Annotated in this window: 23 protein-coding genes and 5 tRNA genes; 21 read left to right on the forward strand and 7 right to left on the reverse strand. The window is 58.6% G+C overall.

What is annotated here, in order from left to right:
• Window positions 1-304: 304 nt before the first annotated feature.
• On the reverse strand, window positions 305-583 hold the full coding sequence (locus AB5Y73_RS10860; protein ID WP_005360946.1) for a YcgL domain-containing protein: 279 nt from the start codon (window positions 581-583) through the stop codon (window positions 305-307).
• Between the two features lie 107 nt (window positions 584-690).
• On the opposite strand from AB5Y73_RS10860, the gene minC reads away from it, so the two are divergent.
• From minC to mtgA, 5 genes are all read left to right on the forward strand, one after another.
• Window positions 691-1,410 carry a septum site-determining protein MinC gene (minC, locus tag AB5Y73_RS10865; RefSeq protein ID WP_013723728.1) on the forward strand — a complete coding sequence of 240 codons (720 nt, stop codon included), beginning with the start codon at window positions 691-693 and terminating at the stop codon, window positions 1,408-1,410.
• Between the two features lie 18 nt (window positions 1,411-1,428).
• Complete coding sequence (gene minD / locus AB5Y73_RS10870; RefSeq protein WP_005336847.1) at window positions 1,429-2,241, forward strand: septum site-determining protein MinD; 813 nt, start codon at window positions 1,429-1,431, stop codon at window positions 2,239-2,241.
• Between the two features lie 2 nt (window positions 2,242-2,243).
• Entirely contained in the window at window positions 2,244-2,510 is a 267-nt protein-coding gene (gene minE, locus AB5Y73_RS10875; protein WP_005336848.1) for a cell division topological specificity factor MinE, read from the forward strand.
• Window positions 2,511-2,707: 197 nt separating this feature from the next.
• The gene (locus tag AB5Y73_RS10880; RefSeq protein WP_162895357.1) at window positions 2,708-3,034 is read left to right on the forward strand and encodes an HI1450 family dsDNA-mimic protein; all 327 of its coding nucleotides are present in this window, start codon (window positions 2,708-2,710) and stop codon (window positions 3,032-3,034) included.
• On the forward strand, window positions 3,019-3,810 hold the full coding sequence (gene mtgA / locus AB5Y73_RS10885; RefSeq protein ID WP_162895358.1) for a monofunctional biosynthetic peptidoglycan transglycosylase: 792 nt from the start codon (window positions 3,019-3,021) through the stop codon (window positions 3,808-3,810). The genes AB5Y73_RS10880 and mtgA overlap by 16 nt, the downstream gene beginning before the upstream one ends.
• Window positions 3,811-3,813: 3 nt before the next feature.
• On the opposite strand, the gene AB5Y73_RS10890 is transcribed toward mtgA, so the two are convergent.
• Complete coding sequence (locus AB5Y73_RS10890) at window positions 3,814-3,942, reverse strand: hypothetical protein (RefSeq protein WP_265781921.1); 129 nt, start codon at window positions 3,940-3,942, stop codon at window positions 3,814-3,816.
• Window positions 3,943-4,089: 147 nt separating this feature from the next.
• Here AB5Y73_RS10890 and AB5Y73_RS10895 point away from each other — a divergent pair, with 147 nt between their 5' ends.
• Window positions 4,090-4,413 carry an HI1450 family dsDNA-mimic protein gene (locus tag AB5Y73_RS10895; protein ID WP_005336851.1) on the forward strand — a complete coding sequence of 108 codons (324 nt, stop codon included), beginning with the start codon at window positions 4,090-4,092 and terminating at the stop codon, window positions 4,411-4,413.
• A gap of 55 nt (window positions 4,414-4,468) precedes the next feature.
• Here AB5Y73_RS10895 and AB5Y73_RS10900 read toward each other — a convergent pair whose 3' ends face one another.
• Window positions 4,469-4,780 (reverse strand): DUF1289 domain-containing protein, encoded by a 312-nt coding sequence (locus AB5Y73_RS10900; protein WP_107683055.1) that lies wholly within the window; start codon window positions 4,778-4,780, stop codon window positions 4,469-4,471.
• A gap of 1 nt (window position 4,781) precedes the next feature.
• Window positions 4,782-5,642, reverse strand: a complete 861-nt coding sequence (locus AB5Y73_RS10905) for a S1 RNA-binding domain-containing protein (protein ID WP_234799731.1) — start codon at window positions 5,640-5,642, stop codon at window positions 4,782-4,784.
• A gap of 231 nt (window positions 5,643-5,873) precedes the next feature.
• On the opposite strand from AB5Y73_RS10905, the gene AB5Y73_RS10910 reads away from it, so the two are divergent.
• From AB5Y73_RS10910 to AB5Y73_RS10925, 4 genes are all read left to right on the forward strand, one after another.
• Window positions 5,874-7,088 carry a UPF0149 family protein gene (locus tag AB5Y73_RS10910; RefSeq protein WP_107683057.1) on the forward strand — a complete coding sequence of 405 codons (1,215 nt, stop codon included), beginning with the start codon at window positions 5,874-5,876 and terminating at the stop codon, window positions 7,086-7,088.
• Between the two features lie 170 nt (window positions 7,089-7,258).
• A complete protein-coding gene (locus AB5Y73_RS10915) occupies window positions 7,259-7,723 on the forward strand; it encodes a MarR family winged helix-turn-helix transcriptional regulator (RefSeq protein ID WP_005336856.1) in 465 nt (154 codons plus the stop codon).
• A 2-nt stretch (window positions 7,724-7,725) separates the two neighbouring features.
• Complete coding sequence (locus tag AB5Y73_RS10920; RefSeq protein ID WP_019445848.1) at window positions 7,726-7,914, forward strand: DUF4250 domain-containing protein; 189 nt, start codon at window positions 7,726-7,728, stop codon at window positions 7,912-7,914.
• Between the two features lie 163 nt (window positions 7,915-8,077).
• Window positions 8,078-8,257 carry a hypothetical protein gene (locus AB5Y73_RS10925; RefSeq protein ID WP_107683059.1) on the forward strand — a complete coding sequence of 60 codons (180 nt, stop codon included), beginning with the start codon at window positions 8,078-8,080 and terminating at the stop codon, window positions 8,255-8,257.
• A gap of 199 nt (window positions 8,258-8,456) precedes the next feature.
• Here the strand turns inward: AB5Y73_RS10925 and AB5Y73_RS10930 are convergent, their stop codons facing one another.
• Window positions 8,457-9,044 (reverse strand): FMN-dependent NADH-azoreductase, encoded by a 588-nt coding sequence (locus AB5Y73_RS10930; RefSeq protein ID WP_005352326.1) that lies wholly within the window; start codon window positions 9,042-9,044, stop codon window positions 8,457-8,459.
• Between the two features lie 226 nt (window positions 9,045-9,270).
• Here AB5Y73_RS10930 and AB5Y73_RS10935 point away from each other — a divergent pair, with 226 nt between their 5' ends.
• The 4 genes from AB5Y73_RS10935 (at window position 9,271) to AB5Y73_RS10950 (ending at window position 12,688) form a co-directional block, all read left to right on the forward strand.
• Window positions 9,271-10,161 carry a DMT family transporter gene (locus AB5Y73_RS10935; RefSeq protein ID WP_069528158.1) on the forward strand — a complete coding sequence of 297 codons (891 nt, stop codon included), beginning with the start codon at window positions 9,271-9,273 and terminating at the stop codon, window positions 10,159-10,161.
• 85 nt (window positions 10,162-10,246) lie between these two features.
• The gene (gene purT, locus AB5Y73_RS10940) at window positions 10,247-11,425 is read left to right on the forward strand and encodes a formate-dependent phosphoribosylglycinamide formyltransferase (protein WP_107683060.1); all 1,179 of its coding nucleotides are present in this window, start codon (window positions 10,247-10,249) and stop codon (window positions 11,423-11,425) included.
• Between the two features lie 127 nt (window positions 11,426-11,552).
• Entirely contained in the window at window positions 11,553-12,212 is a 660-nt protein-coding gene (gene hxpB, locus AB5Y73_RS10945; RefSeq protein WP_107683061.1) for a hexitol phosphatase HxpB, read from the forward strand.
• A gap of 272 nt (window positions 12,213-12,484) precedes the next feature.
• Window positions 12,485-12,688: a CPXCG motif-containing cysteine-rich protein gene (locus AB5Y73_RS10950; RefSeq protein WP_005336871.1), complete on the forward strand. Its 204-nt coding sequence runs from the start codon at window positions 12,485-12,487 to the stop codon at window positions 12,686-12,688.
• A 174-nt stretch (window positions 12,689-12,862) separates the two neighbouring features.
• Here AB5Y73_RS10950 and AB5Y73_RS10955 read toward each other — a convergent pair whose 3' ends face one another.
• Entirely contained in the window at window positions 12,863-13,480 is a 618-nt protein-coding gene (locus AB5Y73_RS10955; protein ID WP_107683063.1) for a riboflavin synthase subunit alpha, read from the reverse strand.
• Between the two features lie 102 nt (window positions 13,481-13,582).
• Window positions 13,583-14,485, reverse strand: coding sequence for a DMT family transporter (locus AB5Y73_RS10960; protein WP_107683064.1), 903 nt, complete (start codon window positions 14,483-14,485; stop codon window positions 13,583-13,585).
• A 130-nt stretch (window positions 14,486-14,615) separates the two neighbouring features.
• Between AB5Y73_RS10960 and AB5Y73_RS10965 the strand changes: the two genes are divergently transcribed.
• From AB5Y73_RS10965 to AB5Y73_RS10995, 7 genes are all read left to right on the forward strand, one after another.
• Window positions 14,616-14,822: a YaeP family protein gene (locus AB5Y73_RS10965; RefSeq protein WP_107683065.1), complete on the forward strand. Its 207-nt coding sequence runs from the start codon at window positions 14,616-14,618 to the stop codon at window positions 14,820-14,822.
• 149 nt (window positions 14,823-14,971) lie between these two features.
• Window positions 14,972-16,351 (forward strand): MATE family efflux transporter, encoded by a 1,380-nt coding sequence (locus tag AB5Y73_RS10970; RefSeq protein WP_047440645.1) that lies wholly within the window; start codon window positions 14,972-14,974, stop codon window positions 16,349-16,351.
• Window positions 16,352-16,510: 159 nt separating this feature from the next.
• Window positions 16,511-16,587: transfer RNA gene (locus tag AB5Y73_RS10975), tRNA-Val, on the forward strand.
• 13 nt (window positions 16,588-16,600) lie between these two features.
• Window positions 16,601-16,677 (forward strand) — tRNA-Val (locus AB5Y73_RS10980).
• An 18-nt stretch (window positions 16,678-16,695) separates the two neighbouring features.
• Window positions 16,696-16,772, forward strand: a tRNA-Val gene (locus AB5Y73_RS10985).
• Between the two features lie 34 nt (window positions 16,773-16,806).
• Window positions 16,807-16,883 (forward strand) — tRNA-Val (locus AB5Y73_RS10990).
• 38 nt (window positions 16,884-16,921) lie between these two features.
• Window positions 16,922-16,998 (forward strand) — tRNA-Val (locus AB5Y73_RS10995).
• The last annotated feature ends 55 nt before the right edge of the window (window positions 16,999-17,053 follow it).

The raw sequence follows: 17,053 nt of genomic DNA on the forward strand, positions 1-17,053 counted from the left end.
CAAAAGCGCCCAAGGAAGAGGCTGAAAATAATCGATGAATGGGCCAATAGCCGTTGAAATGGAGGATATGAGCGTGCGCCACTCGCTATTTTTGTGAGCGCCAGCAAAGGTTGAGGATATGGAGTTGGGAGCAGATTGACTTTCTATTTAAACAGCGAAAAGTGAATATCACCAAAGGGAGGGTTTAATTTGGCCAGATCCTGTCACGGGATTATCGCAAGCTACCTCACCGGGACCGGAATGCGTCATGCAGAGTCACAAAGAATTAGCCCCGCTGGGCAGAACGCACCAAGGGGCTGGATATTCAGGATGGTTTTTTCAGGCTGGCCTTGTGCTGCTCCAGCAAATTTTCGGGGGGCGGCGGCACCTGCAGGTAAAACCCCTGGTTGGTCAGCGCGGCCATCACCTTGCCGACATCAGCCAGCCCCAAGGGCTTGGCCGGATCCAGCTTGGTCATCAGCACCAGCTCGGGACGCCCGAATGCGCTCAGCAGTGGCTCGGGAACGCGGGAGAAATCCTCTCTTTTTTCAACAAAAAGGTAGGTCTCGGCTTTTTTGCGACTTTTATAGACTGCACACAACATGGAAATTGATATAATCCGACGAGTTTATTGCCTCTGATGGGGGCAAACTATAACATCAGGAATTGAATAACAATAACGGATTAGCATCTCTGCCTCGGGGAAGATTCATGGTTGAGCGCGATAACGAATTGAAAGGGACCACCTTCACTATTTCTGTGTTGCATATCAGCGATGGCGAGCCTGAGCGGATACGTCAGTTGTTGGCCGAAAAAGTGGCCCAGGCACCCTACTTTTTTAATTGTGCGCCGCTGGTGATCAATGTTTCCCGACTGGAACATATTCCCGATTTCGAACAGCTCAAGGAGCTGGTGGAGTCCGAAGAGTTTGTGCTGGTCGGCATCACGGGGGCGCGCAGTGAAGAGATGAAGACAGCCGCCAAGGCGGTGGGACTGGCCGTGATGGCCTCGGGCAAGAGTCGCAAGAGCGAACCGGAACCCGAGCCTGCCCCCGCGCCAGCCGCCCCTGAGGTGGTTCCCGAGCCCGAACCCGCCCCCTTGATCCCGAGCAAGGTACATGTGGGACCTGTTCGTTCCGGCCAGCAGATTTACGCCGCCGGCACCTCGCTGGTGGTGCTGGGGTCCGTCAGTCCGGGAGCCGAAGTGCTCGCCGACGACAGCATTCATATTTATGGCACCCTGCGTGGCAGAGCCATTGCCGGTGCCCGGGGCAACACCCAGGCCCGGATCTATTGCCAGCAATTACAGGCCGAGCTGCTCTCCATCGCGGGCACATTCCAGCTGAGCGATGCATTGCCAGCAGGCCTGATCCAGCAACCGGTACACGTCCGGCTGGACAATGAACAACTCCGAATAGACCGTATCAAATAGAGTTACAAGGAAGCGAGAATGGCGCGAATCATAGTCGTTACATCGGGTAAAGGTGGCGTTGGCAAGACCACAACCAGTGCGGCCCTGAGCACCGGCTTAGCCCAGCGTGGTCACAAGACAGTGGTCATTGACTTTGACATCGGTCTGAGAAACCTGGATCTCATCATGGGCTGCGAGCGGCGCGTGGTGTATGACTTCGTCAACGTCATCAATGGGGAAGCAAACCTCAATCAGGCGCTGATCAAGGACAAACGCTCGGAAAATCTGTTTATCCTGCCCGCCTCCCAGACCCGTGACAAAGATGCCCTCACCCGTGAGGGGGTCGAGAAAATCCTGGATCAACTGGCAGAGATGAAGTTCGATTACATCGTCTGCGACTCCCCGGCGGGGATCGAGGCAGGCGCGCTGATGGCACTCTATTTTGCCGATGAAGCGATCGTCACCACCAACCCGGAAGTCTCTTCCGTGCGTGACTCCGACCGCATCCTTGGCATCCTGGCCTCCAAGTCCCGCCGCGCCGAGCGTGGCGAAGACCCCATCAAAGAGCACCTGCTGCTGACCCGCTACTGCCCGACCCGCGTAAACCGCGGCGACATGCTAAGCGTGCAGGATGTACAGGAGATCCTGGCCATCCCGCTGCTCGGGGTGATCCCGGAGTCCCAGGCGGTGCTGCGCGCCTCCAACTCCGGCGAACCGGTCATTCTGGACAAGGAGTCCGATGCCGGTCAGGCCTACGAAGATGCGGTGTCCCGCCTGCTGGGCGATGCCAAGGAATTTCGTTTTCTGGAAGAAGAGAAGAAGGGCTTCTTTAGCCGACTGTTCGGGAGTTAAACATGTCATTATTGGATTATTTTCGTTCCAACAAGAAACAGAACACCGCACAACTGGCCAAAGAGCGGTTGCAGATCATTGTTGCTCACGAGCGTTCATCCAGAGGGGGGCCGGATTACCTGCCCCAGCTCAAGCAGGATATCCTCGATGTGATCCGCAAATACGTCAACATTGATCCGGAGAAGATAACCGTCCAACTGGATCAGAAGAGTGATGAGCTGTCGGTACTGGAGCTCAACATCACCTTCGCCGATGACAAGAAGGGATGAGCTGACGCCCTATGCGTGACCCCTTCCCCCAATGAAGACCGGATCCTGTCACTGGATCCGGTTTTTTATTGGCACAAAAACAGGTCACAGCGGCTCGCCTCATCTCGCCAAGGGGTCCGCCGACCGCTAGAATAGCGCCGCCCCGCAGGCTGTGATCTGCGCCGGCACCTTTTTCTCTTTTCTGGAACAGACCGCTTATGTCTATGAATGACGAAATGCACAGCGTCGAGGAACTGCTCGATACCGCCCTTGAACTCTTTATGGAGCTGGCCTCCGACAACCTGCCGGAGCAGGAGATCATCCGCTTCAATCAGGAGTTCAACGACCGCGGCCTGCTGGCCGAAACCGACCCGGCCGATGACTGGGAAGCGGACGTGGGTTTTGCGGTGAGCGACACCGACTATGCCGAGATCTGGGTTGGCCTTGGCAATGAAGAACAAGAGTATGAGCACTTGTTTGCCCGCATGCTGCTCTCCCGCCGTGTTGACGAGAAGTTCTGCCACATCGAATGGCTGCCCCAATAATTCCGGATCCCGATGATCCCAGCCACTATCAGTGGGAGTCTGGCCCTGACGCCGTGGCCCCTGAACGCCCATCTGTATCGTTTGGGCGCCGGGTGTTGAGGTGGGCAGGCAAGATCGCGCTGGCCGTGCTGCTCTGCTCGGTCGGCTCGGTCGCCTTGCTGCGTTTTATCGATCCGCCGATGTGGAGCTGGCGTATCGAGCGGGCCCTCTTTCCGCCCGCCAAGATCACCCAGGTGCGCCATGAATGGGTAGATCTGGAGTCCATCTCCAAAGAACTGCAACTGGCGGTGATCGCCGCCGAGGATCAGCGCTTTGCCGAGCATAACGGCTTTGACATGGATGCCATCAACGCCGCACTCAAGCACAACCAGCACAGCGAACGGGTGCGCGGTGCCAGCACCCTCAGCCAGCAGACCGCCAAGAACCTCTTTATGTGGAGTGATCGCAGCTTCCTGCGCAAGGGGCTGGAGGCCTGGTTTACCCTGCTGATGGAGCTGGGTTGGGACAAGGCCCGCATTCTCGAGGTCTATCTCAATATCGTCGAGTTCGGCCCCGGCATCTATGGTGCCGAAGCCGCGGCCCGCACCTACTTTGGCAAACCGGCCAGCCGCTTGACCCGCTACGAGTCATCCCTGCTGGCCGCCGCCCTGCCCAATCCGTGGCGCTATCGGGTCAAGCCCCCTTCACCCTATGTGCAGAAGCGCTCTGCCTGGATCCGCCGCCAGATGGGGCAACTGGGTCAGATCACCCTTAATCGGGTGCATCAGGCCGACTGATCCTCAGTGCTCATCGGGTTTCTCCGGTGGGCCCAGATGGCCGCCCACCATCTCGCGGTGAAGCGGCAGATAGTGCCACCACCAGGCCTCGCGCCGTCGCTTGATCTGTTGCCGCCGTCCCCGCTGCTTCATCCCCTTACTCCCTGCCAGATGATCCGCGCCTTAACCATACTCCCCCAACGGCAACTTGGACAGGCCTGCCACGCCCGGCGCACTGGTCTGGCCGCCACAGCCAATAATTGTTACAGTAGCGAACCTCGATGTATCTGGAGTGATTTCATGGAACAGCGTACCCCGGATCAGCTGGTCGAATGGGCCTATGATCAGTTTCTTGAGCAGGCCGCCGATATGCTGGCCCCCGAACAAATAGTCGACATCACCCTGGAGTTTGAGCAGCGTGGCGCCGTGGAGGCGACTCTGCCCAATGCCGACTGGTCGACCGAGCTTGGTGAGCCGGTCGATATGGAGCGCTGGGTCGAAGTGTGGGTCGGTTTGCTGGATCATCAGGATGAGTTTGAGGTGATCTTCGCCACCTTTCTGCTGCCCCGTCTGCTGACCGAAGATCAAGTGCATGTGCGCTGGCATCGCCAGCAGCAGGCATAAAAAAGGCGCCATCGGCGCCTTTCTTGTTTCTATGCACTCTTATTGCTGTTCTCTGCTAATCCTGCGCCGCGATGGCCTTGGCCAGACAGCGGCGGCACCAGCAAGCGCTGGCCTCCTGCATCGGTAGTACCGGCAACTGGCTGCACCAGCACTGGGCGATGGTCTGACCGGCAGAGACGGCGCAATAGGCCGGTTCGCCACAACCCGGACAACAGTGGGTGCTTTTCGAGCCATTCAGCTCGGCCATCACCGCCAGCTGGGCCTTGCTATCCATCGCCGACCAGTGGCCGATCTCGCTCAGGGTGCGGCCACAACCAAGGCAAAGCCCATCTTTCGCCTTGCAGAGGCCAACACAGGGGCTCGGCATCTTATTCGCTATCCACTGCCGAGTCGGTCTCTGTGGCCACCAGAGTGATGGCGTTATCTTCGATGACAATCTTGCCCTGCTTGTAGAGGCCGCCGATCGCCTTCTTGAAGGTGCCCTTACTCATGCTGAACAGCTTGTAGATGAGCTCGGGTTCGCTCTTGTCACCCACCGCCAGACTGCCGCCCTGCTTTTTCATCCGGCTCAGAATGCGTTCACCGGCGTCATCAACCCGCGCCAGACCCGGCTTTTGCAGGGTCAGATCGAGCTTGCCATCCTCGCGCACCTGCTTGACCCAAGCGGTTTGCGGCCGACCGGTCATCACTCGGCCAAACACTTCGTTCTTGAACAGCATGCCGGGATACTGACCGTTGACGATCACCTTGATGCCAAGGGGCGAGTGCTCCCCCGGCAGCGCGGTCACTTCGTCACCGACCTTGAAGTTGCTGCCGGCCGGGGTCAGGAAACGCTCGATGCGGCTGGTGCCGACCATGCGCCCTTCGTTATCCAGTTGCAGACGCACCAGATAAACGTGGCCCACCTGCATCGGCTTGTTCTGCTCACGGCTGGGCACAAACAGATCCTTTTTCATGCCCCAGTCGAGGAAGGCACCAATCTTGTTGGCATTGACCACTTTCAGACCGGCAAATTCGTCCACCATGGCAAATGGCTTGTCGGTGGTGATCACCGGTTCGCAATCGGCATCCAGATAGAGGAAGACCTGCACGCTATCCCCCTCTTTCACCCCTTCCGGCAGTTGACGCTTGGGCAGCAGCAGTTCACCGTACTCATCGGCCGCAAGCCAGGCGCCACGGTCTTCGAGTTCAACAATGGTGAGGGTGTTCATCTTGCCAATCTGTATCATGGTGCTCTCTTTTCTCATTACCCGGATGGGCCAATTGATCATGGCCCCTATGGGCGCGCATGTTACCTCAAGAGCGGTGATCCGGCCTAGTCCCCAAGCCACCACTGGCCGCCCTTTCGCCCCTATCTTATCCGCCAATGGTGATTAAATCGCCAAACAGGCGGCCATTTGCTGCAAATAACCCCACTTTTAGGTAGACTTCGCGGCTGTTCAAATCCAGAGGAACTGTCGATGAACCCATCCACTCGTACCCGCCATCTTAATCAATGGATCCAGAGCCACAGCGATCAGGACATGACCTACCCGGCCCTGCACGGTTTTCTCTGTGCTCGTCTGGTGGGGCCGGAAAGCCCTGACTGGCAACACCCGCTGGCTGGTCTGCTGGAACAGGATGCCGAGTTGGATGAAAAAAGCGCAGAAGCCCTCAATCACCTGATCGCCGAGCTGGAATCCCAAGCCGACGACGCCCAGCTGGCCCTGCCCAGCCAGTGCCGCCTGCCCAGCGATAACCCCGAGCAGGTGTTCGAACAGAGCCACCCCCTCGGTCAATGGTGTTATGGCTTCAGCATGGGTTTTGCCACCTGGCCCAAGCCGAAGGATTTGAACGACCCGACCACCCAGTACCGCTTCAGTCTGGCCGCCGAGCTGAGCCTGTTTCGCGACAAGCAGATGGCCCAGATGCTCTATAGCGCAGCCGCCAGCGAACTCCCCTTTGTCGAGTTCTGCAAGCGCCAGCGCCAGAATATGAAAACCGCCCTCAACCAGTTGCTCAACCTCGACCAGTATCAGGCCGCCCCCAGCGCTGATGTGGCCCTCAATGGCGAGCAGGCTCAACAGTGGCAGACCTGGTTCGAGCTGGCCGACTGCTGCCGCGATCATCAGGCCCGCCTAGGCTGGTTCGAGAAGATCATCGCCGATGCCACTCCGCTCTTTGATGAAGCCTTCTGGCAGCAAATCGCTGGCCACGGCTGGAGTGCCCCCGAGCTGCGTCCTCTGCTGGCCGCCAGAGCCGGCCGCGCCGACAGCCTGCTGCGCCTTGGCAAGCTGGGCGAGGCCAAAGCGGAGTATCTGGCGCTGCTGACAGTCTGCGTAGCCGATGAGCTGGGTTGCCGCTACAACCTCTCCACCCTCTATGCACTGCAAGGGGATTGGCAGGCGCTGGCCGCCCTGCTGGTGCGCTTCGATGAAGCCTCCAGCTGGTTGCTCTATAACAAGGCGCTGATGGTCTTTGCTACCGAGGGTGCCGAGGCAGCCAAACCCCATCTGCTGGTCGCCATCGAGGCCAACCCGCACATTCCGGCCTGCCTGCTGGGTCAGCGCAAGCTGCCCAAACAGGAGCCGCAAAGCTGGCAAGCAGGCAGCCGCGACGAGGCCGCACTCTACGCCATCCACACTCGCGAGGCCTGGCTCAAGCAGAACGCCCTCATCTGGTTGCGTAAAGGCTGAACAGCGTTGGCTTAAAATCCCGTCGGTCAGACCCGGTTTTTCCTTGAGGGCGTGCGCCACCGCACATTTCATCGCAACTGGGTCAGACAAATCAGCTTGAGTTTCGTATCATCAATGTCAAAGTATCAAAAGAAACTGCATCTGATGCAGCCGTCACAGCAGGGTGTAATATGTCAAAAATCATAGCGTTACTCGCTCACTACCCGCCCTATCAGTTGGTACATGCCGCCGAGATGCTACGGGATACCTTCGAACAGTTTTATGAACAGCGCTACCAGCTGACCGTGCCGCAATGGCGCCTGATGATGGTGCTCGGCCCCAATTACCCCATCAGCCAGAAAGAGCTGGTCGAGGCGAGCGGCATGGACAAGGTGCGCATCTCCCGCGAGATCCGCCGTCTGGTCGAAAAAGGGATCATCTTTACCGAGAGCAGCGAGCAGGATAAACGCATCAGCCTGGTCTCCCTCACCAATGCCGGGCTCGCCCTCTTCCTGCAACTCAAGAGCGAAGCGGGCAGCTGGCAACATACCCTGACCGACTATCTGCCAAGCGAATCCCGCGAGGCGATCCGCCAGCATCTGCACAGCGTCAGCGCCGCCATCGAGCAGTTGCAATCACTGGATCGGGAGAAATAATCATGGATTTGAAAAAGTTCGCCACCATGGACATCAACATGCTGCTGAGCGTCGTCAATATGCAGCTGCGTGATCGCTATGACGATCTGGATGATCTCTGCAAAGCGCAGGAGATCGATCAGGCGGCACTGGAAGCGCGGCTCGCCAGCGGCGATTTTCACTACCAGCCAGCGCAGAAACAGTTCAGATAAAGAGAGCTAGCGGGATCGGGATCACAGCGCCAGTGATGGCGCTGGCTCTGCGGTAAAAACCTGATATGGTCTGAAGAGCCCCAACAGGGTGATGCACGGATACATCACCCTGTCACAAGAGGGCATTAAAATCGTTTCAGGTGAGCAAACCAAGGATGACCCCATGATATTGATGACCCGACAGAGCCTGTTGATCACGCTCTGTACCCTGTTGATGATCAGCCTCTTCACGCCCCACTTGCCGCAAAGTACCGAACAGTGGCTGACCACCCTCTTGCTTGGCCTGCTGGTCGCGGTGGCATTGCTGCTGGTGCGTGGTTGTCGCAGCTTTATGATGGAGTAGTGACTCCGCCAGAGCGTCTATACCGACCGCTTGCCGCGATACTCTCTGTAGCATTACGGTCTTGTCGCAATAACGTCTGTCGCAATCACACCAAGCCAAAAAACAAACGCAGCCTGATGGCTGCGTTCTTGTATCTGGCGGGGCAACCCCTTGAAGAGATAACCCCTGACGGGATAGATAGCCCTTATAGAGAGAGCCCTTAGATAGCCAGAGCCTCAAGCTGCGCTTTGGCCGCTTCCATCCCCTTGCTCTGGGCATCCGGACCCATACCCATCCCCTCGGCGTAGATGAAATCCACCTCTTTGATACCGATGAAACCGAGCACGGTACGCATGTAGGGAGTGACCAGATCGGTGGCACTGCCAACGTGCATGCCGCCACGGGGGCTGATCACCAGCGCACGGGTATTTTCAACCATACCGACCGGACCGGTCTCGGTGTAGCGGAAGGTGACGCCAGCACGAGCCACCAGATCGATCCAGTTTTTCAGCTGGGTCGGGATGTTGAAGTTGTACATGGGGGCCGCAATCACCACCAGATCGCTTGCTTTGAGTTCGGCGATCAGCTCGTCGGACTGGGCGATCACCGCCAGTTGACGTTCATTGAGGTTATCACCACCGCGCAGGCCGGAGGCCAGCTCGCCATCCAGCACCGGCAGGTTGAGTGCTGCCAGATCACGCACGGTGACGGCATCATCCTGATGGTCAGCCAGGAAGCCATCGATCAGGGCGTTGGATTGGGAATATTGACCCAGGATGCTGGATTTGAGTACGAGGATATTGGCCATGGTGAAACTCCATTTGGTTGTCGGTTGAACAGCGTTGCTGTCGATGGAGGTCACTCTAAACATTGTGCTTATTTGCTGATAGCGAAAATAGATGCTCAACTTGTTCAAATTTTTTGATGCAAGGCCACTTCCTCGCCAGCCAACCCTGCGGCCGCGCTTCAACCCTTGGCAGAACAAACGATTGCCGTTATGATCCGCCGCACTTTTTTCCAGCGACCCGGATCCCATGATACCCTCGCGCAGGCACTCTCCTCTGGCCGGTGCAGTCTGGATGATGGTGGCAGGACTCTGCTTCGCCGCCGTCAACAGCCTGAGCCAGTATGTCAGCTTCAAGCTTGGCCTCCCATCGACCCAAGTCGCTTTTCATCAATACCTGATCGCCCTGATCTGCCTGCTGCCCTGGCTGGTTCGCCATGGCCTGCGCCAATCCCTGATGACCAATCAGTTCCGGTTGCACCTGTTGCGGGTATTGCTGGCGGTGATCGGCATCCAGCTCTGGCTCTGGGCACTGGCGTACCCCGTCCCCATCTGGCAGGGGATCGCTCTGCTAATGACCTCACCGCTGTTTGCCACCCTGGGCTCCGCCCTGCTGCTCAAGGAGCAGGTGAGCCGCACCCGCATTCTGGCCACCCTGGCGGGCTTTGCCGGCGCCATGCTGATCCTCGCCCCCTGGACTGACGAATTCAACTGGGCCTCCCTACTGCCGGTGGCGGCGGCGCTGTTCTGGGCCGGCTACTCCCTGATGGTGCGCTATCAGGCAGCCAACGAATCATCCCACACCATAGTGGTGTATCTGCTTATCTTCAGTACCCCGTTCAACGTCATGCTGGCCCTGCCGGAGTGGCAGTGGCCGAGCGAGAGCCAATGGCTGCTGGTAGCCGCCTCCGGCGTGTTGACGGCACTGGCCCAGATGTCCATCGCTCGCGCCTACAGCGTGGCGGAGGCCTCCTTCGTACAGCCTTTCGATTTTGCCAAGCTGCCGATGAACGTGCTGGCGGGCTGGCTGGTATTTGGCTGGGCGCCCCCAGGCCGTCTGTGGCTTGGCGCCGCCATCATCATTGGCGCCATTACCTTGCTGACCCATCTGGAGCAGCGCGCTCACAAACCCGTTTCCTGAGGTACGCCATGCGTGCCTCTTTTTTTGTCCGCTATTTGTGTAATAGCGATCATCAACAATGACCATCGACATCAGGAGAGATCGTATGTTTGGAACCGCAACCCGCCCCGGCGCCACCCGTGCCCTGCTGCTGGGCTCCGGCGAACTTGGCAAGGAGGTCGCCATCGAGTTGCAACGGTTTGGGATCGAAGTGATCGCCGCCGACCGCTACCCCAATGCCCCCGCCATGCAGGTGGCCCACGCAGCCCACGTGCTGGACATGCTCGATGGCAACGCCCTGCGTGCCCTGGTTGCCGAGGTTAAACCCGACCTCATCATCCCCGAGATTGAAGCGATTGCCACCGATACCCTGGCTGCCCTTGAGCAAGAAGGGGTCAAGGTAGTGCCCAACGCCCGCGCTACCCAGCTCACCATGAACCGGGAAGGGATCCGCCGCCTCGCCGCCGAGACCCTGGGTCTGCCCACCTCACCCTACCGTTTTGCCCAAAGCAAAGAGGAGTTTGTCGCCGCCGTCGAGGCTATCGGCCTGCCCTGCGTGGTGAAACCTGTGATGAGTTCGTCCGGCAAGGGGCAGAGTGTACTGCGCGATCTCGCCAAGCTCGATGAGAGCTGGACCTACGCCCAGGAAGGCGGCCGCGCCGGTCGTGGCAAGGTGATCGTCGAGGGCTTCGTCCCCTTCGAGTACGAGATCACCCTGCTCACGGTACGCGCCGTCGATGGCATTCACTTCTGCGAGCCGATCGGCCACCGTCAGGAAGATGGCGACTACCGCGAATCCTGGCAGCCGCAGGTGATGAGCGAGCTGGCGCTGGCCCGATCCAAAGAGGTAGCGGCCAAGGTGGTCGAGGCGCTGGGCGGTTACGGCCTGTTCGGAGTCGAGCTCTTTATCAGGGGCGATGAGGTGTGGTTCAGCGAGGTATCGCCGCGTCCCCACGATACCGGCATGGTGACCCTGATCTCGCAAGATCTCTCCGAGTTCGCCCTGCACGTGCGCGCCATTCTGGGGCTGCCGGTCGGCACCATCACCCAGTACGGGCCGAGCGCCTCTGCCGTGGTACTGCACGAAGGGCACAGCCAGAATATCCGCTATCAGGGGATTGGTGAGGCATTGGCGCTGGTGCCGGGCGCCCAGCTGCGGCTATTTGGCAAGCCGGAGATCGCCGGTCGCCGCCGTCTTGGCGTGGCGCTGGCCCGCGCAGAGGATTGCCAGGATGCGGTAGAGAAAGCCAAAGCCGTGGCCGCCAAGGTCGAGGTGCTGTTCTAAGGGCTTTTTTTGCCACAGCAAAACAAACGTTTGCCTATGTGATCGGGCGCAAGGGGCATGGCAATGCCCCTTTTGCATTTCCCCGTCAGGCTTATAATCCCCTCTTCAAATTTGTCAGGAGTACAAGATGTTAGCTGCCGTGATCTTCGATATGGATGGTGTTCTGATCGACTCGGAACCCTTTTGGCAACGGGCCCAGATCGCCGTTTTCTCCGAACTGGGTCACCCCCACACCGTCGAGGATTGTGAATCGACCATCGGCGTGCGCATCGATCAGCTGGTTGCCCACTGGTATCGCCTGCGCCCATGGAGCGGCCCGACTCAGGAAGAGGTTGTGCAGCGCATTCTGGATCAGGTCAACGCCCTGATCCTCTCCGAAGGTCAGGCCAAGGCCGGTGTGCTGGAAGCGCTCGACCTTATCGAGGCCCGCGGCCTGAAAGTGGGTCTGGCCACCTCCTCCCCCTTTGCGATGGTAGAAGCGGTGCTCGGCAAACTCGGCATTCGCGATCGCTTTATGGCGGTTCACTCGGCCGAGGTGGAGCGTTTCGGCAAACCGCACCCGGATGTCTATATCCACGCCGCCGAAAAGCTGGGGGTAGAGCCCGTCCATTGTCTGGCCATCGAAGACAGCTTTACCGGCCTGCTGGCGGCCAAGGCGGCCTCCATGACTGCGCTGATCGTGCCGGATCCCGCTTTAGTGGGTGACCCACGCTTGGCCATCGCCAACTACCAGCTGAGCTCGCTGGCCGAGCTGAATAGCGAGATGCTGGCCAGCTGGGTCAAGTAGCGCCTGTCGGCGCCTTGCTGCGCTCGCGTTCTCATATCCGCAGGGGGCATCCAGCCCCCTGTGATTGCCAAACAACCGTTGGCAATTCCCCTCTTTTCACCCGTCATTCACAACCAGATTGTTCCTCTCGCACACGACCACTCCAACCGGTTGCACCTTGCCATCCCTCAGGCTTGATCTCTGTCATAAACGTGCGTTTGCTCGCGGTTAACCCCCTGCAGCCCGACTAGAATCAGGGTTGATAGGCGGCCCCAGGGCCCGAGGAGGTTATCATGATCGAGTACACCAGCAAGCGCATCGTCTGCCCCCACTGTGGCCACCATACCCGGGTCGAGCTGGATGCCAGCCAGGGTGATCAGGAGTTTTACGAAGATTGCATGGCCTGTTGCAATCCGATCCACCTGCGGCTCCACCGCGACGAAGCCCGCGACTGCCTGCAACTCTTTGTGGATGCCGACGACGAGCAACTGTTTTGATTGCGAGTCACAAAAGGCCGAGCAGCTGTTTTGCCTGCAAGTCGCAAAGAGCTGAGCAGATGTTGTGACTGCGAGTCATAGAAAGTTGAGTGGATATTTTCACCATGTAAAAAACAAGGGCCTGCACACTGCAGGCCCTTGCTTATGAGGCGATTGAAACCGAGCCGTTTCCTTTCAGTTACCCCCGCGCGCCGCCAGCACCCGCTCCACCGTATCGACGATGGCCTGAGTCTGGGGATCGATCTCGATATTGGTCTGCCAGCCCGCCTTGACCCAACCCAGGTTGGTGCGGGCCAGGGTCTCGGGGATCAGGTGGACGCAGAACTCCCGCTCGCGCACCTCACCTATGGTCAGACTGATGCCGTCGATGCCGATGTACCCCTTGGTCAACACATATTTCATCAGCTCGGGGGCGAGGCGATACCACACCTGACGGTTGTTGGGTGTGTCGATCACCGAGGTGACCTCTGCCATACCGATGATGTGGCCAGACATGGCGTGACCGCCGATCTCGTCGCCAAAGCGGGCAGCCCGCTCCACATTGACCTTGTCCCCCACCTGCAGCTTGCCGAGATTGGTCAGGCGCAGGGTTTCCTGCATCAGATCGAAGCTGACCAGCTCCCCCTCGACCCGGGTGACGGTCAGGCAGCAGCCGTTGTGAGCCACCGAGGCACCAAGAGCCAATCCCTCTCCCCACTCCCGGCTGGGCATGCGGATCACGTAGGTACGAAATGAAGCACTCTCTTCGATGGCGACCAGCTCGGCCACACCTTGCACAATTCCGGTAAACATCATCACCTCTTTGTTTCTGGTAACACGCTCTGTTTTTTATCGCGGCCTGTGGCCGCTTCTTGTACATAATCCGTTTTTACACAATTCGTTTCGTACAAACTGTCACACCTGCTCCGCCGCCTCAGACCGCGCCAGCACACGAGCCCGGCGCTGGGAATGAATGACCACTATGCCAGCCAGCACGATGAGCAGACACCCCGCCATACTACTGAGGGTTGGCATTTCACCAAACATCAGATAGCCGCAGAGGGTAGAAAAAAAGATCTGGAAATAGAAGAAGGGCGCCAGAGTAGAGGCCTGCGCATACTGCATCGCCTTGATAAGGCAATATTGGGAGAGCAGGGTCACCACTGGTAGCGCCAGCAGATAGGGCAAGTCAGCAAGCCCAGGGAAGCGCCACAGTGCAGGCTGCCAGCAGAGTGCGACCATTGCCACCATCCCCAGCATAAAGCAGGTGACGATCAGGATATCGAGGGTGGTCAGACGTGGATCCACCAGCTTGGTGATGAGGTTGTAGCCGGTGTTGGCCAGTACAATGACCAGTGGCAGCAGATAGTAGAGGTTCGCGTCGCCCCCGTCAGGATGGGTCATCACCAGCACGCCAAACAACCCCAGCAGCACGGCCGCCACCTTGGCCCGGGTCAGACGCTCCCTGAAAAAGATCACGCCCGCCACCACGAAGGCCAGCGAACCAAGCTGGCAAATGATGGTGTAGACGTTGAGCGGTACATGGGCCAGCGCAATCACCGAGACCAGCGCACAGACCAGAAACAGCAGCGAGCGCAACAATAGCCAGCGATCCACCGCCAGCAGCGCCGACATGGTGCGCCTTGGCAACAACAGCAGCAGACCGAGGAAAGGAACAAAGAAGCGAAACCAGACCATCTCCATCACGGAGTAGCCATGGAGTACCAGATATTTGTCCGCGCCATCCTTAAGCGTCAGGGCGAGAAGAGCAAACAGCGTCAGAAAGATCGCCAGTGAGTTGCGCGAAGAGAACAGCATCAAAGAGGCCGAAACAGGAAAAGGGGGTAACCAAACTAACGGGCTTGCCGCAAATTACAACCGCGAGACTGACAAAATGGGAGCAAAACCGCTATATTTGCTCGCCTTTTTACTTTCAAGGAAGCAAATCATGATGGTTTATGAGTGCTGTGAAGCGATCCGTATCGCCTATAACCAGATTGGGTCCGGTGAGCAGGGCTATGTGCCAAACGCCATCGCCGCCACCATCCGCGCCCTCAACGCGGTCGCCGTCGATGAGCGGGTACCCGCCGAGCTGCGCGAGCAGGCTGCCTATGCCGCTGCCAACCTGCTGATCAGCGATCACGAAGACGCCTGATCCTGCCCCTTGGGGTGGCAACTATTTCGTCCTGGCTGAATTTCAGGCTAGAATGCCTCCCCCACCCTTTGCACTTTCGTCCGAAAGTGCAAAGGCTCTTCCCGATTTCCGCTCTTTTTTACTCTTATCTGATCCACTCGGAGGTGTCAGTGCAACGTTATTGGTCCGAGGCGAAGCAGCTCGTCCGTCTAGCCAGCCCCATTCTGGTCGCCCAGGTGGCCCAGGTCGCCATGAACTTCGTCGATACCGTGATGGCGGGTCAGGTGAGTGCGGTCGATCTGGCTGCCGTGTCGGTGGCGTCCAGCTTCTGGCTACCGGTGATCCTGCTGGTGCAGGGGATCATCATGGCGCTCACCCCCATCGTCTCCCAGCTCAATGGCGCCCGTAAACGGGAGGCAATCCGTCCGGCCGTTCATCAGGGCTTCTGGCTGGCACTGATCGTCACCCCGCTGGCGATGATTGCGCTTTATTACAGCCCGCTGGCGTTGCAGTTCATGGATGTGGAGCCGGTGATGGCGGCCAAGACCACTGGTTATCTGCACGCAATTCTGTGGGGCCTGCCCGCTTTCGTGCTGTTTCAGGTGCTGCGCAACTTCAGTGAAGGGCTCTCCCACACAATGCCTACCATGGTGATCGGCTTTGTCGGGCTGGCGGTCAATATTCCCGCCAACTACATCTTCATTCACGGCCACTTCGGCATGCCGAAACTGGGCGGGGTGGGTTGTGGCGTGGCCACGGCCATCGTGCTGTGGGCCATGCTGCTGGCGATGATCCTCTATGTGAAGCTCTCCCGTCACTTCACCGAGATCCGGCTCTTCTCCCAGCTGGCTCGCCCCAACGGCAGCCGGATCTGGCGCCTGTTCCGGTTGGGGTTCCCCATCGCCATGGCGATCTTCTGCGAGGTGACCCTGTTTACCGTGGTGGCACTGATGCTGGCCCCCTTCGGTGCCGAGACGGTGGCGAGTCACCAGATTGCCCTCAACTTCTCCAGCCTGGTCTTTATGCTGCCCCTCTCCATCGGGGTGGGTGTCACCATCCGGGTCGGCCACAGCATCGGTGAAGGGCAGCCCCATCATGCTCGGGTAGCGGCTCGCACCGGTTTGATGCTGGGGATGGCCATCGCCGCTGCCACTGCCGCCATGACGGTGCTGCTGCGCGAGCAGATCGCCTCCATCTATACCGATGATCAGCAGGTGATCGTCCTGGCGGCCATCTTGCTGTTCTTCGCCGCCATCTATCAAATCTCCGACTCGGTGCAGGTGGTCGCGGCCGCCGCACTGCGCGGTTACAAGGATACCCAGGCGATCTTCTACGTCACCATCGTCGCCTACTGGGGACTGGGGCTGCCAACCGGCATGATCCTGGGTCTGACCGACTGGCTGGTGCCGCGGATGGGGCCGCAGGGCTTCTGGATCGGCTTTATCGTCGGCCTCACCAGTGCGGCCCTGATGCTGGGGGCGAGATTGCGCTACATCTATGGCCGTTTTGCCACTCCGGAGGCCTGCACTACCCTGTCGCGAGCCCAGTAACAGGGCTTGGCAAGCGACAACTCGCCTGCAAAATCAACAGGCTGCGCAAGAACTGGGCAAACAGTCTCCTTTGTGCATATGGCCTGTTGACAGCCTTGGGGGGCATGGGTAGTATGCCGACCACGTCAGCAGCGCTGGCGTAGTGAAGTAAGAGAAAGTGGGTTTATAGCTCAGTTGGTTAGAGCACTACCTTGACATGGTAGGGGTCGTTGGTTCGAATCCAATTAAACCCACCACTTTTTCTGTGATGCGTCCTTAGCTCAGCTGGTTAGAGCACCACCTTGACATGGTGGGGGTCGGTGGTTCGAATCCACTAGGACGCACCATTGCAGAATACTGATTATGCGTCCTTAGCTCAGCTGGTTAGAGCATCACCTTGACATGGTGGGGGTCGGTGGTTCGAATCCACTAGGACGCACCATTCAGTTTCAAAACTTTGCAGATATTCCAGATGTGGGTTTATAGCTCAGTTGGTTAGAGCACTACCTTGACATGGTAGGGGTCGTTGGTTCGAATCCAATTAAACCCACCACTTCTGCATAAAGAAATAAAAGCCGCATTGCGCACCCTGCGTCCTTAGCTCAGCTGGTTAGAGCATCACCTTGACATGGTGGGGGTCGGTGGTTCGAATCCACTAGGACGCACCAGATTATAAAAAGCCCGCTCATCGAGCGGGCTTTTTGCATTCTTTCCCCTGCCTTC

Origin of the sequence: Aeromonas sp. s7(2024), from assembly GCF_040907825.1 — a bacterium.
GTDB classification, from domain to species: Bacteria; Pseudomonadota; Gammaproteobacteria; order Enterobacterales; family Aeromonadaceae; genus Aeromonas; species Aeromonas veronii.

What these genes read in the sequence shown, in the direction of transcription:
- AB5Y73_RS10915 (WP_005336856.1), top strand. Translation starts at nt 7,259, where the DNA reads ATGTCAAAAATCATAGCGTTACTCGCTCACTACCCGCCCTATCAGTTG.
- AB5Y73_RS10895 (WP_005336851.1), top strand. Translation starts at nt 4,090, where the DNA reads ATGGAACAGCGTACCCCGGATCAGCTGGTCGAATGGGCCTATGATCAG.
- AB5Y73_RS10955 (WP_107683063.1), bottom strand. Translation starts at nt 13,480, where the DNA reads ATGTTTACCGGAATTGTGCAAGGTGTGGCCGAGCTGGTCGCCATCGAA.
- AB5Y73_RS10920 (WP_019445848.1), top strand. Translation starts at nt 7,726, where the DNA reads ATGGATTTGAAAAAGTTCGCCACCATGGACATCAACATGCTGCTGAGC.
- AB5Y73_RS10950 (WP_005336871.1), top strand. Translation starts at nt 12,485, where the DNA reads ATGATCGAGTACACCAGCAAGCGCATCGTCTGCCCCCACTGTGGCCAC.
- minE (WP_005336848.1), top strand. Translation starts at nt 2,244, where the DNA reads ATGTCATTATTGGATTATTTTCGTTCCAACAAGAAACAGAACACCGCA.
- AB5Y73_RS10925 (WP_107683059.1), top strand. Translation starts at nt 8,078, where the DNA reads ATGATATTGATGACCCGACAGAGCCTGTTGATCACGCTCTGTACCCTG.
- purT (WP_107683060.1), top strand. Translation starts at nt 10,247, where the DNA reads ATGTTTGGAACCGCAACCCGCCCCGGCGCCACCCGTGCCCTGCTGCTG.
- AB5Y73_RS10890 (WP_265781921.1), bottom strand. Translation starts at nt 3,942, where the DNA reads ATGAAGCAGCGGGGACGGCGGCAACAGATCAAGCGACGGCGCGAGGCC.
- AB5Y73_RS10860 (WP_005360946.1), bottom strand. Translation starts at nt 583, where the DNA reads ATGTTGTGTGCAGTCTATAAAAGTCGCAAAAAAGCCGAGACCTACCTT.
- minC (WP_013723728.1), top strand. Translation starts at nt 691, where the DNA reads ATGGTTGAGCGCGATAACGAATTGAAAGGGACCACCTTCACTATTTCT.
- AB5Y73_RS10910 (WP_107683057.1), top strand. Translation starts at nt 5,874, where the DNA reads ATGAACCCATCCACTCGTACCCGCCATCTTAATCAATGGATCCAGAGC.
- AB5Y73_RS10930 (WP_005352326.1), bottom strand. Translation starts at nt 9,044, where the DNA reads ATGGCCAATATCCTCGTACTCAAATCCAGCATCCTGGGTCAATATTCC.
- AB5Y73_RS10935 (WP_069528158.1), top strand. Translation starts at nt 9,271, where the DNA reads ATGATACCCTCGCGCAGGCACTCTCCTCTGGCCGGTGCAGTCTGGATG.
- AB5Y73_RS10880 (WP_162895357.1), top strand. Translation starts at nt 2,708, where the DNA reads ATGTCTATGAATGACGAAATGCACAGCGTCGAGGAACTGCTCGATACC.
- AB5Y73_RS10905 (WP_234799731.1), bottom strand. Translation starts at nt 5,642, where the DNA reads ATGATACAGATTGGCAAGATGAACACCCTCACCATTGTTGAACTCGAA.
- mtgA (WP_162895358.1), top strand. Translation starts at nt 3,019, where the DNA reads ATGGCTGCCCCAATAATTCCGGATCCCGATGATCCCAGCCACTATCAG.
- minD (WP_005336847.1), top strand. Translation starts at nt 1,429, where the DNA reads ATGGCGCGAATCATAGTCGTTACATCGGGTAAAGGTGGCGTTGGCAAG.
- AB5Y73_RS10965 (WP_107683065.1), top strand. Translation starts at nt 14,616, where the DNA reads ATGATGGTTTATGAGTGCTGTGAAGCGATCCGTATCGCCTATAACCAG.
- AB5Y73_RS10960 (WP_107683064.1), bottom strand. Translation starts at nt 14,485, where the DNA reads ATGCTGTTCTCTTCGCGCAACTCACTGGCGATCTTTCTGACGCTGTTT.
- AB5Y73_RS10900 (WP_107683055.1), bottom strand. Translation starts at nt 4,780, where the DNA reads ATGCCGAGCCCCTGTGTTGGCCTCTGCAAGGCGAAAGATGGGCTTTGC.
- hxpB (WP_107683061.1), top strand. Translation starts at nt 11,553, where the DNA reads ATGTTAGCTGCCGTGATCTTCGATATGGATGGTGTTCTGATCGACTCG.